The 15,998-nt window shown below is 44.6% G+C and carries 11 protein-coding genes; 3 read left to right on the top strand and 8 right to left on the bottom strand.

All coding sequences use genetic code 11. The features are described from left to right. Positions 1-44: 44 nt before the first annotated feature. Positions 45-1,475 (bottom strand): MFS transporter, encoded by a 1,431-nt coding sequence (locus PR795_RS16650; protein ID WP_181480414.1) that lies wholly within the window; start codon positions 1,473-1,475, stop codon positions 45-47. A gap of 74 nt (positions 1,476-1,549) precedes the next feature. Between PR795_RS16650 and PR795_RS16645 the strand changes: the two genes are divergently transcribed. After that, positions 1,550-2,224, top strand: a complete 675-nt coding sequence (locus tag PR795_RS16645; RefSeq protein WP_006660630.1) for a helix-turn-helix transcriptional regulator — start codon at positions 1,550-1,552, stop codon at positions 2,222-2,224. Here the strand turns inward: PR795_RS16645 and PR795_RS16640 are convergent. The 5 genes from PR795_RS16640 to nagK form a co-directional block, all read right to left on the bottom strand. Beyond that, positions 2,196-2,786 carry a rhomboid family intramembrane serine protease gene (locus PR795_RS16640; protein ID WP_006660629.1) on the bottom strand — a complete coding sequence of 197 codons (591 nt, stop codon included), beginning with the start codon at positions 2,784-2,786 and terminating at the stop codon, positions 2,196-2,198. The two genes, PR795_RS16645 and PR795_RS16640, sit on opposite strands and share 29 nt — an antisense overlap. After that, positions 2,786-7,723: a DNA repair ATPase gene (locus PR795_RS16635; protein ID WP_181480412.1), complete on the bottom strand. Its 4,938-nt coding sequence runs from the start codon at positions 7,721-7,723 to the stop codon at positions 2,786-2,788. Before PR795_RS16635 ends, PR795_RS16640 begins: the two co-directional genes overlap by 1 nt. A 121-nt stretch (positions 7,724-7,844) precedes the next feature. Further along, positions 7,845-10,046, bottom strand: coding sequence for a hypothetical protein (locus PR795_RS16630; RefSeq protein ID WP_272516956.1), 2,202 nt, complete (start codon positions 10,044-10,046; stop codon positions 7,845-7,847). 70 nt (positions 10,047-10,116) lie between these two features. Next, positions 10,117-10,755, bottom strand: a complete 639-nt coding sequence (locus PR795_RS16625; RefSeq protein WP_006660626.1) for an OB-fold-containig protein — start codon at positions 10,753-10,755, stop codon at positions 10,117-10,119. 373 nt (positions 10,756-11,128) lie between these two features. Further along, a complete protein-coding gene (gene nagK, locus PR795_RS16620) occupies positions 11,129-12,040 on the bottom strand; it encodes an N-acetylglucosamine kinase (RefSeq protein WP_006663253.1) in 912 nt (303 codons plus the stop codon). A gap of 177 nt (positions 12,041-12,217) precedes the next feature. Here nagK and ykgO point away from each other — a divergent pair, with 177 nt between their 5' ends. Then, on the top strand, positions 12,218-12,343 hold the full coding sequence (ykgO, locus tag PR795_RS16615) for a type B 50S ribosomal protein L36 (RefSeq protein ID WP_006660624.1): 126 nt from the start codon (positions 12,218-12,220) through the stop codon (positions 12,341-12,343). Positions 12,344-12,416: 73 nt separating this feature from the next. Here the strand turns inward: ykgO and yidZ are convergent, their stop codons facing one another. Then, entirely contained in the window at positions 12,417-13,382 is a 966-nt protein-coding gene (yidZ, locus tag PR795_RS16610; protein WP_036962498.1) for an HTH-type transcriptional regulator YidZ, read from the bottom strand. Next, positions 13,375-14,559 (bottom strand): MdtL family multidrug efflux MFS transporter, encoded by a 1,185-nt coding sequence (locus PR795_RS16605; protein ID WP_006660622.1) that lies wholly within the window; start codon positions 14,557-14,559, stop codon positions 13,375-13,377. Before PR795_RS16605 ends, yidZ begins: the two co-directional genes overlap by 8 nt. A gap of 320 nt (positions 14,560-14,879) precedes the next feature. On the opposite strand from PR795_RS16605, the gene asd reads away from it, so the two are divergent. Further along, positions 14,880-15,986: an aspartate-semialdehyde dehydrogenase gene (asd, locus tag PR795_RS16600; RefSeq protein WP_006660620.1), complete on the top strand. Its 1,107-nt coding sequence runs from the start codon at positions 14,880-14,882 to the stop codon at positions 15,984-15,986. The last annotated feature ends 12 nt before the right edge of the window (positions 15,987-15,998 follow it).

The following is a 15,998-nucleotide window of genomic DNA, read 5'->3' as shown; positions in this document are numbered from 1 at the left end:
ATAAGAAAAGGATACTCACGTTTGAGTATCCTTCAGCGACTTAATTATTTAACTTTGCGAATTAAAATTGCTGCCAAGAATGGGCTAATAGCAAACAGAGCAAATAGCCATACAGATGCTTGTTGAGCTCCGACTAACCCTCCAGGGCTAATCAACCCGCTATTGTTGACCACCACACCCACTAATGCTGCGGATAATGCGGTCGCATATAATTGAGTAGTGATAACAGAGGAAGAGGCGAGGTTTTCTTCTCCTTTTGGCGCAGCCTTAAATACCCGCAGTACCAAATGTGGCCAACATACGCCAATGCCTAAACCAACCCCCATCATGGCGAGTAAATAGAGAGCAAACAGCAGCATAGAGTCCACTAATGCTAAATTGGGTGTCAGTATCGCTAAAATAACCAATGATATAAATATGATGACCGGACCCATCTTGAGAATACGCAGGACAATAGCGCCCGTTTTATTGGCGCTCAGTAATGCGCCCACCGTCCAACCCGCCGCCATGACTGCGGTTAAATACCCCGCCATCAAAGGCGAAAACTGGTGAATGGTTTGCAAGAAATAAGGCACATAAATTTCTGTAGTCATTCCTCCCACTAGCAGGCACATCGTCAGGAAGATCATCCCAAGTTGAGTTTTCAGGGAGTAAGCCCCTGTAGGGAGTAAACGCTTTCCATTTTTTCCATCAATGAACGCAATGGTGATAAGCAAGGCAATACCGATGAGTAAGCCAACAAGATTGCTGAGTAAGCTTTCTGATAAGCTACCGATTGAGATGGCAAGCACGGAAATAACCAAGAGTGAAATAGCTAAAACTGGAATTTTATTTGACTGTGGTTGTTGATTTTTTTTTCTAGGTAGTTGATTGATAACAATGATTGCCAGTAAAACAGCGACGGGCAGTAAAGCCCAAAAAGCCCAGCGCCAATGACCGCCCTGCGCGAAAATTCCGCCAATGGCGGGACCACAAAGTGTCGCGATCCCCCACATACCGGAAATGACCCCCATGGCACGAGACCACAAGTTTGGCGTAAAGACAATCCGGATCAGCGCATAGCTAAGTGCGAACAACATTCCACCGCCCAGTCCTTGCAAGGCGCGCCCCCCTAATAACGTCAGCATTGAAGGTGATAATGCACACCAAATAGAACCGAAGGAAAATAGCGCTAGAGCAAAGAGATAAGCCCATTTAGGTCCCAAACTGTCCAGAACTTTACTGGATAAGGCTGAGCCAATAATGGAAGTCGCCACAAATAACGTGGTGTTCCATGCATAGTATTCAAGACCACCAATATCGTTGACGACGCTTGGTAGGATAGTGGTGACGATATAAATATTAATGGCATGTAATGCAACGCCACCCGTGAGAGCAATAGTTAATAATGCATTGGTACCGCTGAGTAAATCGGCCCATTTTCCTTGTTGTTCGGTGCCTGTTTCATTGAGTTCAGTGACAGTTTTATTGCTCATACACAGACCTGCTGGACGAAAGAGTGAAGAAAGAGGTATTATCCAAGTATTGACTTGGATAATAAAATCACACTATGAATAAAGCAAGTAATTACTTTGATAATCTAAATCTGACTCAGGCGGTGGATAAGGTGCTGTTTTGCATTAAAACGAAAGGACCTATTTCCACCTCCGTCATTGCAGATGATCTGAATTTAACGGGGGAAGCGGCTCGCCAGCATGTCCAAAAGTTGACGTCATTAGGGCTAGTAGAGGGGGTTCAATGTACGGCTCAGTCAGGTGCGGGTCGTCCTCGACAAAATTGGGTATTAACAGAATTGGGGCATCAGCGTTTTCCTGATACTCATGCTCAGCTCGCCTTGCAGTTAATAGATTCAGTAAAAACTATTTTTGGTGAGTCAGGGCTAGAAAAACTGATTGAGCAGCGAGAAGCGGAGAGTCGCAGTAAATATTTAGCACGTTGCCAAGGGTTACCATTAGAGAAATGCTTAACGGCATTAGCTGAGGTGCGTAGCGAAGAAGGTTATATGGCAAAAGTTGAGCATGATGAGGATGGCTGGTTGTTTATTGAAAACCATTGCCCTATCTGCGCAGCGGCGACCGCGTGTCAAAATTTTTGCCGCTCCGAGCTTGCATTATTCCGTGAAGTATTAGGGGAAAGCGTCCATGTTGAGCGGGAACAATATCTACTAGATGGCGCGGGGCGTTGTGTATATCGAGTTACTTTGGCGCGCCCTTCGGAGAATTAGCAGATTGCGCTATTTTCGATTTTTTATTGGCTATCCACGCATAGGCAATCCCTGCAATCGCACCTGCAATATGGGATTCCGTGGAAATTTTTTGATGAACGGGCAATAGTCCGCTTGCCATTGCACCGAAATAAAACAGCACCAACAGGGCGATGACGATGTCTAGCCATTTTCGGCGAAAAAAGCCTTGGGCAATTAACAAACCCCATAGCCCAAAAATCCAGCCACTAGCGCCAATGTGCAGTGCATTTCTGCCGATAAGCCAAACGATGGCACCGCCAATCACAATGATGAAGGCGCTGGCATAAGCGTATTTCCGGATGGAATCGTGTAGGAGTAAAGCACTTAAAATCAGTAATGGGGGCAAATTACTGAGAAGATGAGCCCAATCGCCATGGATCAGTGGGGCAAAAATAATCCCCATCAGCCCATGGGTTGTCCTCGGCTGGATGCCGAAACTGACAAGTGAATAGCCACTTAAGCTATTGACGATTTGAATCGCTATCAGTAAACCCGCAAGAGTAATAAGCAGTTTAATGCGCGGGCTTAGCCAAGTTTTCATTATCGATGTCCAAGAGATTGTACACTTTCAACCAATTGAGCGAGTTGGGTTACTACGCGATCGCCCACATCGGCATTATCACCGCCTAATGCTTTGTTTCGCAAGAAATCTTTCTTGATTTTTTGCCAGCGAGCGGAGTCTTCTTTGCTGAGTCTACCGCGTAACTCTGCCAGTTTGAGTAAGTTTTCTTCCGCACCCGTCGTCAGTAACTGTGCTTCACCGAGATAATGGTCATCCAACAATCTTTCCAGTTCATCATCATTCATGACCGACGAAACTTTTTCACTGAGTTTATTCATATTCCGGTAACTACCTTGTAGGCGGAATGCGGGTTCAGTTCGATATTTATCAGACTGTGCAGCGCTAGCAATGTATTGTTGATTCACTTTCAGCACGACATCACGCAAGCTTAGCAAGCGGGAAATAACGGCGGTTATTTCATTAATTTCGGCATCGGAGTAGGGGTAGCTGAGCGCATTGGTAGAAACGGATTTACCCATGGCTTTATCCACCAATAAGTATAGGTCGTTTAAATCACGCAGCGCCAGTGGTGCTAATACAGGATTGGATGTCAGGCTGTTTTCAATATAGCTCAGTGCAAAAGCATCATCCATGCCGCCTAATACCTCGCCGAGGTTATAAATATCTGCACGGTTAGCCAGCATATCTGGGATTCTGAATACTTCGCCAGATTCGGTATATGGGTTACCAGCCATCACGACGCAGAATTTTTTCCCACGCATATCGTAGGTTTTGGTTTTATCTTTCCATACCCCTTCAATGCGGCGGGTTCCATCACACAGGGAGATAAATTTCTGTAAGAATTCAGGGTGAGTGTGCTGAATGTCATCCACATACAGCATCACGTTATTACCCATTTCGAGGGCAAGATTGAGCTTTTCTAACTCTTGTCGAGCGGTGGCATTGGGGGCTTGCTCTGGGTCGAGAGACAGCACATCGTGTCCAAGGGCTGGACCATTAATTTTCATAAAGATCAGGCCAAGGCGGTCAGCCGCGTACTCCATTAAGGTCGTTTTACCGTAGCCCGGCGGGGAGATCATCAGCAATAGCCCCATTAAATCGGTACGTTTATTTTCGCCAAGGGCGCCAATCTGCTTAGCCATGTTGTCGCCAATGATCGGCAGATACACATCATTGATAAGTTTATTACGCACAAATGAGCTGAGTGGTTTCGCTTTGAACTCATGGAGTTTTAGGCGGCTGCGTTCTTCACTGACAATACGTTGGCGCAAAGCTTGGTATTGACGAAATGCAGGAATGAATTGCTTACGCTGTTCGCGCATTCGGCTGAAATAGTCATCCAAACTTAGCGAGAGAGTTTGGTTATGGATAGTGGGGTGATCGCCTAGTAGCCCACTGACTTTAAAGTATAAATCGGCTTCGCTATAACGTGCGGATGCCATTTTATCTAAGATAATAATCGCAATCGCACCTGGAATATAAGGGCGTAGGTGGGCAAACTCCTCGATAGAACATAACCCTTGCAGCCAATTTTGCAGTAATGCCCAGCGTGGGGCATAACGTGTACCAAGGTTTTGTTGTGAACGGTTAAAATCCAACCACATATGCGCGTCTTCTAAACGTGTTTGCAGTGCACTCACTAAGTCTCGTGCATACTTACTGTATATCAGCTCAATTGGCGTTCTGGCTAAGGCAAAGCTCAGATATTCTGCGGCTTGAGCTTGCTGGTGAAGTTGGCAATCAATGGGGTTATCTTGCAAGAATAAGCTGATATCTGCTTCGATCTCTGCTTGAAGGTCGAGAAGTGCGTCATCGTTATTGAATAAGTGACGAATGTTCATCGCGGTTCTTGCTCGCTCAGGCCACTGAGCAGGGTATTCCTGATTTTGGATATGCTGCCAAAAAATGGCGGCAATAGCGCGAGCGGTTGGATTGAAACGCAGTAAATCAGCACTTTCACCGATAGGGATCAGCTTTTTCAAGATAGCAATGGCATCGTGGTCATGGATCCCTTTTTCGTAGCCTTCTTTATAGCGCGGGGCGGCGAAATCACGAACCAATTTATCCATTTTCTCGGGGATAGAAAGGGCACTCTTTAGGGTGTCATAATCTAAACCATCTTGGCGTTTTGCGGCCGCATAGATGATGGAATAAGCGAGGTATTCTGCGCGATAAACGGTGTCGGATTCAGACTCAAGGTTTGCTGTCCAGTAAGGTTGTAAGGTCGCGAGTTCAGCGTTATCAATCGGCTCTTGGAAATCGGTGCCCGTGAGATAGACCCACAATTGGTTATCTTTCGGTAAAATAGTGAGGTCAAGCTCTTGTGTATTAACACTGAAACGGTGGCGACCCAGCTTAATGATGTTACCGCCATCTTCAAAGATGTCGGTTTTATCTCGCAGAATACGAATAGCTTGATCTCGGGAAGCTTTTAGCCTTGCATCGATATCATCGGCTTTAACGTTATCGTTGATTTCCCGAAGTTTTTCGATGATTTCACGGGTTTTCTGTGCCAGTGGATCGGTGGCAAAAAACGCATTCAGTTCATCTTGGTTTTGCAAGCGTACAGTGCGGCGTTGAAGGCTTTCTAATAATCGGTCTGCGGCAGTGAGTAAATTCTGTGAACGACGTTGGCGGTCATCAATGAGCGTTTGTTTATGAGACTCAAACGTTTCCAGCAGCTCTTCGCGTTTCGCTAAAATATCATCAAGAAATTCATCATGATGGCTAAACTGACTTTCTAGCTCTTCTAATTGAACCAGTAATCGAGATAGCTGATCATCACAACGTTCAGGGTCGGTCGCAAGGGAGAGTGCGTTAGTGATCCCTTGGCTAAACAAACGAAATTGAGCCCCAAATTGAGCCACACTTTCAACGCTAGTTTGGGATTTGCGTTTTTGTTGTAGACGAGCGCGAGATTGGTTTAATTGCGCATAAATCTGTGAAATGGCGTCAATGATGTGTGTTTGTAGCGTCACATCATCGAAACTTAGCGATGCCATTAAGTTAGAGAGCATATCCAAATCCGCTGACATTTTTTCCATGTCATTCATTGGCGTGTCTAACTGAGCACTCGTCTGTGCCTTGTCTATTTGCTCTTCAAAGGTAGCCAGCTGAGTTTTTAACGGTTGTAGAGCTTTATCACTGGCAAGAAACAGTGCGGTAGCTTGAGAAACACGCTGCTGAGCGTCAGTAATTTCTGTTTCCATCTCACTGAGGGTCGTGAGATCCATATAGCGGAATTCCCGTAGGGAAATCAGGTGTCCTTGTTGGGTATTTAAGGCATTTAATCCATCCACAAATTGTTGAATATTCGTCCATCCTTCCGGTAACGTGAGGGAAAGTAAGGATTTTTGGCGAGTGATTGCCTCATTCATGGATTTTGCGGATTGCTGGCGGATACTTTCGACTTTTTCATACTCGTCGAGAACCAGCTCACTGGTTTGGGTTATTTCTTTTAATAACTTGCCAATGCCTAAGCACTGCTCGTCATTAAACCAGTAGAAAATATCCAGCAAGTTTTTGGGTTGTTGGCTAAGTTGTTCGTAGCGTGAAACTGACACGTGGTTACCGTCAATTTCTTTGGCGATATGGAGAATTTCGGAAATTCCACGGACTAAATCTGCGTTGCCAATACGCCCAAGAAAACCACCGCGAGCGGGTTGTTTGTCTGCAAACTCGTCAGAATAAAAAGGCGTTTGCCATACTTGCATGGGGTGAACGCGGGTGGCTTCATCACTTTCCCCTTCGAACAAGACCATCTTGCCATCTTCTAGCATGGCATAACCATGCCCAATTAATGGGACTGCAAGTTTACGTTCAATCAGATTGTAGTTGAAAAGGGCGATACGACCTTGGTTGGGGGAGTAAAACACATATAGTACATCTTCCCCATTGGGCGAACGACGTAAGCGACGAAAGCGCATCCCATCCATTGGCTGCTCAAAGGTTTTATACTCCCCATTTTGCAGGTAGTAGCCCCCTGGGAAAATAATGCCATGATCTTCAGGAAGCTGTACACAGGCTTGTCCAATCGCGTCGATACGCTGAACGGTTTGGTTCAGGATGTTGTAAACCAAATAACGCCAGCTTTCTTCACGATATGGCAGGATTTTGAGTAAAATCAGGCTGCCAGTCTGTGCGTATTCAATTTGGGCGTCATCAAGGGATTGGTTTTTATCAAGTACTGCTTCGCGATATATGCCTAGCCCATCTTCCGTGTTGTTTTCACATTTGATGGTCAGGTCGCCGCCAATCGTTTCTACAAAGACGGTATCGAGAATATTGATATGAGGATAGCGCCCATTTACGGTGTTTTCTCGTGTGGTACGCACCCATTCGAAATCGTTGGTTGGCGGTAAGGCAATGTCTCGTTCACCGCGATTATCGATGTATTCAATACGCGATTTATCGCTGGAAATTGACCAGCGGAAAACCCGCACATCCGTTAACCGATCACCAATTTGAAAGCTCGCTAACAGCTTGCCATCGCGTTCGACTAATTGAAGTAACTGCGTGTTTTTGTAATAGGTGTAGAGCTCAGTAAAATCCTGAACAAAGCGGGTGTCACTGAGGAAGGTGCCTTCATAAGGAACAGCATCTACATCAAAATCGCCTTCATTTTCAGTGAGCTGGTAGAGTGAAAAAACATCTTCAATGTGCGTTTCTTTTTTTAAACCAAGAAAAACGTTATAGCCAAATAGTAGCCAATCGCCGACTCGAACAATGTCTCTGGCTTGGCAATTATTTTCAGTACGAACACGGATACGCCCGATGATGTCCATCTGGCTTTGACCAAATTCAGTCAGTCGGCTGTCATTCAGTTGCGCCGCTTTTTGATGAAGTTGCTGCCCTTGTTCTGTCAGGCGCCTGCGCAGTATTTCATACGCGCCACCTTCTGCTACGGCATTGTCGAGAATTTCCTGTTCGCGATTCACATCTTGGGTTTCTGACATGTTTAACGAATTTCCTTGGTCTTAAAAAGAGATACGCTCATAAAACGTCAAGTCACAGATAAACTGTAACTTGACGATATTGAGGTATAAAACTTACCTGAAAAGCGAAAATATTGATGGATTAGCGTTGATTATCATCGTAAGAAACGGACTTGCTGACGACATTTTTTGCTGTTTGCGTTGCGCCTTTTGCTGCCATAAACCCATTGATTAAGTCTTTCACTTCAGGGTTTTGCAGTAAGGATGCAATATCAATTTTCTTCTCTTCTGTGGCGCGGTTTACCAGCTTTTCAAGATTTTCCTTGGCAAAGCTGCTTTTATCCATAAAGCCATCAACGGCTTTTCCTAAACTCAGTGCTTTGGAGAACGTGTTGAAGAAGTTACCATCACCACCGACAATTTCGATGTTGGTTTTGCTCAGTGCCGCAGCCAGCACATCCGCTTGTTCGCGAGCAATTTCTTTATTCGCTTCAATGGATGCCATAGATTGCTCAAACTCTTTCTCAAGACGCATACGGAATTCTTCATGTGAGCGAGCTGTATCACTGAGGTGATCCATTGACTGGAATTTATCTGTCAGACCGTCAGCTTCGGCTTTCAGGCGTTGGCGAATCACTTCGGCTTGCGCTGCACCTAATTGACCTTCACCACGCGCTTGAGCGGCCAGTTTTTCTTCCAGAACTTTGGCATCAGCCAAGCCCAGCTTCTCTTTTGCATTCGCTTGTTGCTCTTCACCGCGGGCTTGAGCGGTCAATTTTTCTTCCAGAATTTTCGCTTCAGCAAGACCTTGCTCGCGTTCAGCTTGGGCTTTGGCTTCCATCACTTGGGCTTCGGTTAAGCCTTTTTCTTTCAGACCACGGGCTTCGGCTAACAGTTTTTCTGCGGTAATATTCGCTTGAACCAGACCCTCTTTCTCTTCAGCTTCGGCTGTGGCTTGGCGAACACGAGCTTCGGCTAAACCTAATGCCGCGTGCTCGGCTTCAATTCCTTCGGCTAAGCGTTTTTTCGCTTCCGCTTGTTTCGCGGATGCTTCCAATTCAGCTTGTGCCATGGTGCTGATTTCTTCTGCGCGGTGTTTGGCACTCGCTTCATCGGCTTCAGCTCTTTTCACTTGACGGACTAAGGCTTCCTCAGCTTCCGCTTGGGCGTTAATCACAGTGACTTGCTTCATACGTTCCGCTTCAGAAATCTCACGAACCTCTTTGATGCGCTCTTCTTCTTGAGCCACAGTTTTTTCAACCGCTACACGCTCACGAATCACGTTAGAGATATTTTTGCGCTCTTCTTCTAATGCTTTTTCTTTATCAATACGTTGCAACTCAACTTCGCGTTCACGTGCAACAATTTCTAGTTCACGAGCGCGGTTAACGCGTTCTTCTTCAATAGCGACAGCACGAGTGCGGTTCTGCTGAGCCACTTCGACTTCACGCATACGGTTTTCTTCGCGAATTTCAATTTCTTGCTGCGTTTGAATACGAGCTTGCTCGGACTTGAGACGTTCTTCTTCTTGAACGCGCAAGGTTTCTGCTTGTTCGCGAGCGCGGATATTATCGATTTCACGTTTTTGGCGAGCTTCAGCATCGGCTTGTTGGCGCTCTAATGCCAAGCTGGCTTCGCGGGTTTCCACATTTTTTTTCTGAATGGCTAACTCTTGATCTCGCTCTTTTTGGTTAGTTTCGATGTTGTGGATAGCGGTAATTTCGGTGATTTTACGAATACCTTCGGAGTCGAAAATATTATTGGGGTCAAGGGCAGATTTCGGTGTTTGCTCTAAATAGTCGATTGCTACGTCTTCGAGAGCATAGCCGTTCAGATCCTTGCCTATTACATCGACGATTCGGTCGCGGAAATTTTGACGGTCTTCAAACAACTTAGCTAATTCAAATTGCTTGCCCACTGTTTTCAGGGCTTCTGAGAATTTAGCACTAAACAAGGCACTAACGGCTTGATGGTCAGATGCACGGTCAACACCGATAGCCTTAGCGACTTTTAATACGTCTTCCGTGGTTTCATTCACGCGTAAATAGAAGGCAACGGTAATATCGGCACGCAAGTTATCTTGGCAAATTAAACCGTCTTTACCACGGCGGTCGACTTCCAGAGTGAGCAACGAAATGCGCATAAACTCTTTTTTGTAGATAACGGGATACACTAATGCCCCTGTAAAGTGGACTTTAGGTTGTGACGACATGTCGTTGACAATCAGAGCGGTGCCTTGAGGGACTTTGATATAGAACGCTTTAAATAAGCCAAAAAACCCAAGAATGATGATTATCACTCCCCCAACAACCGTTAAAAAAGGCATGTATTCAGCCAAATCCATATTTCTTCTCCATGGGTTCTGACGATGTCGTCATTCTTTATTAATTAGCAAAGTGGTTTATATTTTGTTTTTACTGTCGGAATTCATTTTCAGTTACGACTTGGTAACTGTGGGATTGTGGGTCATAGCTAATAATCACGACGCGATCGCCGCGTTTGATATTGTCTGCGCTAGGTGCTCTAACCTGCAAAATGAGCCCTGCACCACCATCTTCTAATACGGCTTCCCCATTTTGTTCGGTTACCGTGCCGGAACGTACGGTTGCCAGCTTCCCCATTAACTGATGGACAGTTTTTGGTTTGTTGAGGTTAACCAATCGGTTACGAATAGGTCGTAGGCAGATTGCCGTCAATTGCAGGGAGATAAATGCGGTAATCACCAGTAGCGTTACGCCGACGGCGTAGCGAAGTAGGGTCATATCGATGAATCGGAGAAATAAATGCGCAGCAAAGTAGCTAATGAGCCAGCCAAATAGGGTAAATAGCGTCAAGATAATAGTAACGGGAATTCCCGCTAAACCTAATTTAGTGAGCCAACCTGCGAAGCCAGTGAGGTCGATACCCTCTGCATCTAGTTCCGTATCAATATTAAATAAATCAATATCTAACAAACCAAAAGCAGCACACAACCAGTAAAAAAGGACAATAATGAGTAAACCGCTAAAGATAATGGTAGGAAAAGTCAGGCAATTCTCTAAAAACAAACTCATTAGTTTTTCTCTTTAGTGAGGTCGTGGATGATGACCTTTGTCGACATTTGTTAGGCGGTGTGAGTGACCTTTACCTGTGTTTTTTATGGCACATTTATCAAAAAATGAGCAGAATTTGGTTAATCATAAGCACTTTTCAAACGAACAACATAGGACTAGTCTAAGTCTAAATTTTTGCAATATCTCGCTGATTTCTATGATTAATTTTGTGCAGTGACCTTGAATCGCGCAAGACGTTTAACTCATTGATTATTATTGAGTTTCATTGAAAATAACATAACTGATAACGATTCTCAATTGCGTTTTTTGATTTTGAGGTGTTCGTCACCTCTACTCCTTATAATTGTTGGAGTAGAGATGTCATAGCGGAGAGTTAGTCGACGAGATTCAGGAATGCGGCGCCGCGAGCACCACCGGAGGCACCGTAACGCGCTTTTTCAATGGCAGGCATTTTGGCGATGCCATATAAATATTGCGGGACTATTTCAGGCAATAAGCGATAAATTTCATCAAACTGCGATAAGCCACCACCGATCACGACCAAATCAGGGTCAAAGACAGTAATCACTTGGCCCATAAACATGGCTAGCACCATCATATAGCGCTCAACATGTTGTTTAGCAGCTAGATCGCCTTGTTGATATAACTGAATAATGTCGATAGCTGAACGTTTTTCATTGGTAAATGCCGCATAAATACGTTCAAAACCAGGACCCGAGAGGTAGGTTTCAAAGCACGCGGTTTGACCGCAACCACAGACGATTTCCGGAACAGTATCACCGAGATACTTAGCAGCACGAACACTCATATTCATGTGCCCAATTTCCCCTGCAATCCCGTTTTTTCCGGATAGCACTTTTCCGTTTATCACAAATCCACCACCGACTCCGGTACCTAAAATTAATCCGAGTACACTAGGGTAGCGTTTGAATTCAGGATCCCAGGCTTCAGAAAGTGCAAAACAGTTAGCATCATTTTCAACTTTTACTGGGCGATTTAAGAGGTTAGTGAGGTCGTGAATGAAGGGTTTATATTGTGCACTTGGCACATTGGTTGTAAATACAACGCCTTCCGAGTGATTAACGATACCTGGAACACCAATACCAATTTTACCTTGGCAGCTAAATTGTGCATCTGCTTCAGCGGTGAGATCGCGAAACGCATTGAGTAATGCGTGGTAATCATCTTTTGGAGTAGGAACGCGTTTTTGCCATACTTGATTGAGTGCTTGGTCAAATACTGCCAACTCAATTTTGGTGCCGCCCATGTCAAAGCCGTAATACATTTCATCTTCCTCAAATTGGTCTATTTCATTAAATAGAAATGTATCTATTTGATAAATAATGATAGAGAGTCAGTAATGGCTTAATTATACAAAAGTTTCCCAAAAAATGATTGCGGGATGATTTTAATTCCACTATTGTTATATTATAACATTACATTTGTTTTATTAGGAGTTATCGTGAAAGTCCTCAGCTCATTAAAAACCGCTAAGCAGCGCCACCCTGATTGCCAAGTTGTGCGTCGTCGTGGTCGTATCTATGTGATTTGTAAAACTAATCCTCGTTTTAAAGCAGTCCAAGGCTAGTATTCCGTTATTCTCTGTTTCTTCGTTCCTTGTTTTCGCCGTGGCAATTCATACTCCTTGCCATGGCGTTTTTTTATGGATTTACAAAGTTAAGAATGCTGTTTTTGATTTGTTCTCTCAGCCATAAGGTTTTTGAGTTATACGCGTTACGTTTGTGCCACAGCATCAAGAAAGGGATTTCGAGTTGCTGATATAAAATGTCATCGACAGGCAGAGGGCGACAAACTAAATCAAGATTAAAATCATTAACATAGTGTTGGCAATAACCCGGCGAGCTCGTGATGAGGTTGTGCTCAGGTCGAGAGGCCATTAAGAGTGATTGTTCAAAGGTAGAGAAGGATAGATGAATGGGTCGATGAAACCCCATGGTTTCCAGTAAATCATCGAGGGCCCATGGAATGCGATTGCCAAATTCAGTGCTGATATGAGGATATTTTAAGTAATTCGCTAATGTCCATTCTTCTTGCAAAATAGGGTGGTCACTGCGGATAAACGCCAGAGGTTTATCGGTGAATAACACTTCGAAGTTCAGAATGTCAGGTAGATGATTAATAGACTCTTTGGATGAATGGAAGCTTTCACGACCCACTAATCCGATATCCGCATCTCCCGCGATCAGCGCTGCTAACGAGTTATAGTCCCAATCTCGCACAATGACCTCGGATTCTGGGTATTGATTGAGGATATTCAGGGATAAATCATGGAGCATGATGAGGTTTAAGGGCGCTTCCATCATTAATCGAAACGTCATTCCTCGTGGCTTTTCAGTGTCTCTGATCTCTGCAATATAGTGAGATAAATTTAAAAACTCAGGCAGTGATTTTTCAATACGATGCATCAATGGGGTTGGAACCAGCCCTTGCGGGCTGCGGATAAATAACGGGTCATCGAACCATTGGCGTAGTTTAGACAATGACTTACTGACGGAGGAGGGGGTAATAGCAAGCCGTTTGGCGGCAAGGCTTACACTGCGCTCTTCCACTAAATATTGCAAAATAACCAGTAAATTTAAGTCTAATCGATGCAATTGCTTATTCACATGTAGCGACCTGTTGGTTGACCTGCGTAGTCGGTATTCTGAGTAACACCATGCCAATCATTCCTGCTGCAATCAAGATAATTAACAGCATACTCACTGAAGGGACACCCATCACACCCATCATCCAAATGTAGGCTGAGGCGCAGCTTAATTGTGAGATAGCTAAAACGGAGCTGGCAATACCGGCTTTTTTCGCAAATGGAGATAAGGCTTGACTCATAATAATGCCAAACTGCATGGAGAAACCTATGCCACAGAAGGCAAATACGATGTACAACAGAGCTAAATGGGGAAGTGCGAGCAGATAGACTGAAAGTAGTACGCCATTAATCAAAAATAAACTTAACGCCGTATTGAGCAGCGAGCGGCTATTAAATTTTGAAATGAGTTTCGGCATTAAGAACGATGTTCCCATACTGACCATCGCCAGCAACGTCATGGCAGTGGAGTATTGACCCGTCGTGAAACCCAGATTTTCCATCAAGATAATCGGCGCAACGTTAACGTAAGTCAGGATTACGCCCATACCAAAGCAAGAGATAATCAAACGGGTAACAAAGAAAGTGTTAAATAGCTTTTCTTCTATCGCCGGTTGGGCATTTGATTGTTTCGTTGATGATGCAGAAGAGGGCTTCGTTTCTTTAATCGAGATTAGGCAAAATAGCATGCTGATAACCGCATAGCCTGCCATAAAATAGAACATCACTGACCAGTGGTAAATGAGCAAAATCGCAAATCCAATGACGGGAGCCAGCACAGGTGCAATGCAGGTCACGCCATTCATTGCGGCGAGCACTTTGGTACGGCGTTGGGGGGGTAATACATCGCGTAAAATAGCGAATGTCACGACATAACAGAAACCTGCACCAATACCTTGGAAGAACCGAGTGATGAGAAAGGTATCAATGGAAGTCGCATTTCCCGCAATAATGGATGCAATCGCGAAAATAGTCGTTCCAGCTAGCACGACGGGTTTGCGACCGATATGGTCGGCACACCATCCCGCAATTAGCATGGTGGATGCCATACCCGCTAAATAGATGGAGAATGCCACATGGAGTTGGCTTTCATTGGCATGTAAATCTGCGGCAATATAGGGAATGCCGGTTAAATGAAGGTCGACACCCAAAGGATAAATAAGGACGATCCAGAAACTAAAAAGGACATATTTGGTCATGAGATACGCTACGTTGTGAGGGTTAACCCGCTAATTTTAATTGGGTTGGATGATGGAATGTATGGATTAATTGGAAAATAGTATTTTCCAAAATGGAAATTTTTAATCAATAACTTCTTACTAATTATTAGCGTTATTACTAATCTTCTTGCTATTAGTGATGAAATTCACTTGCACACTGATGCATATTTTGTCACGTTTAATACAATCGATTGATGATTCTCCATTTAATCTCCCAAGTCATTTCCAGTTTCGATTTGTCGGTAAGTCGATGGTTGAAATTTTTTGGGTGAAGTATGTAAACAGACAGGGTGAAGAGAATGAAAAATGTAGGATTTATTGGCTGGCGCGGAATGGTCGGCTCTGTATTGATGCAAAGAATGGTAGAGGAAGGGGACTTTAACGTCATTCACCCGGTATTTTTTACCACCTCCCAACATGGGGCTGAAGCACCCGTTTTTGGTGGTCATCGCAGTACGCTGCAAGATGCATTTGATATCGATGCGTTGAGTGCACTGGATATTATTATTAGCTGCCAAGGCGGCGATTATACCAATGAAGTGTATCCAAAATTACGTGAAGCGGGCTGGAAAGGCTACTGGATTGATGCTGCATCCGCACTGCGTATGAAAGACGATGCGATTATTATTTTAGATCCAGTGAACCACAAACATATCCAAGACGGCTTAAATAAAGGCATTAAGACCTTCGTCGGCGGTAACTGTACGGTGAGCTTAATGCTAATGTCGCTGGGGGGCTTATTTGCTAATGATTTGGTTGAGTGGGCCTCTGTCGCAACTTACCAAGCCGCTTCTGGTGCGGGTGCGCGTAATATGCGTGAACTTCTGTCGCAAATGGGTTCTTTACACGCGCAAGTGGCGAAAGAGCTGCAAAATCCTGCATCAGCTATCTTAGAGATTGAGAAAAAAGTCACTGACTTTACACGTAGCGGTTCAATGCCAACGGATGCTTTTGGTGTACCGCTTGCAGGCAGCTTAATCCCGTGGATTGATAAAGCCTTAGACAATGGTCAAAGCCGCGAAGAGTGGAAAGGTCAGGCGGAAACCAACAAAATTTTGGCAACGGGTAGCAATATTATTCCTGTTGATGGTCTGTGTGTTCGTGTGGGCGCACTGCGTTGCCACAGCCAAGCATTCACATTGAAACTGAAAAAAGATGTACCACTGAACGAAGTGGAGCAGCTGCTGGCTTCCCATAATGAGTGGGTGAAAGTGGTGCCAAATGACCGTGAAATTACCATGCGTGAACTGACTCCAGCCGCGGTAACAGGTACATTGAGTACACCGGTTGGTCGCCTGCGTAAATTGAATATGGGACCTGAGTATCTGTCCGCATTTACTGTGGGTGACCAGTTGCTATGGGGAGCTGCGGAGCCTCTGCGCCGCATGTTGAGAATTTTGCTGTAGTTCGCAATTCTT

It is taken from the genome of Providencia sp. PROV209 (assembly GCF_028479485.1).
GTDB classification, from domain to species: domain Bacteria; phylum Pseudomonadota; class Gammaproteobacteria; order Enterobacterales; family Enterobacteriaceae; genus Providencia; species Providencia alcalifaciens.
Note: the sequence above shows the minus strand (reverse complement) of the source record. Positions and strands in the feature narration are given on the sequence as shown.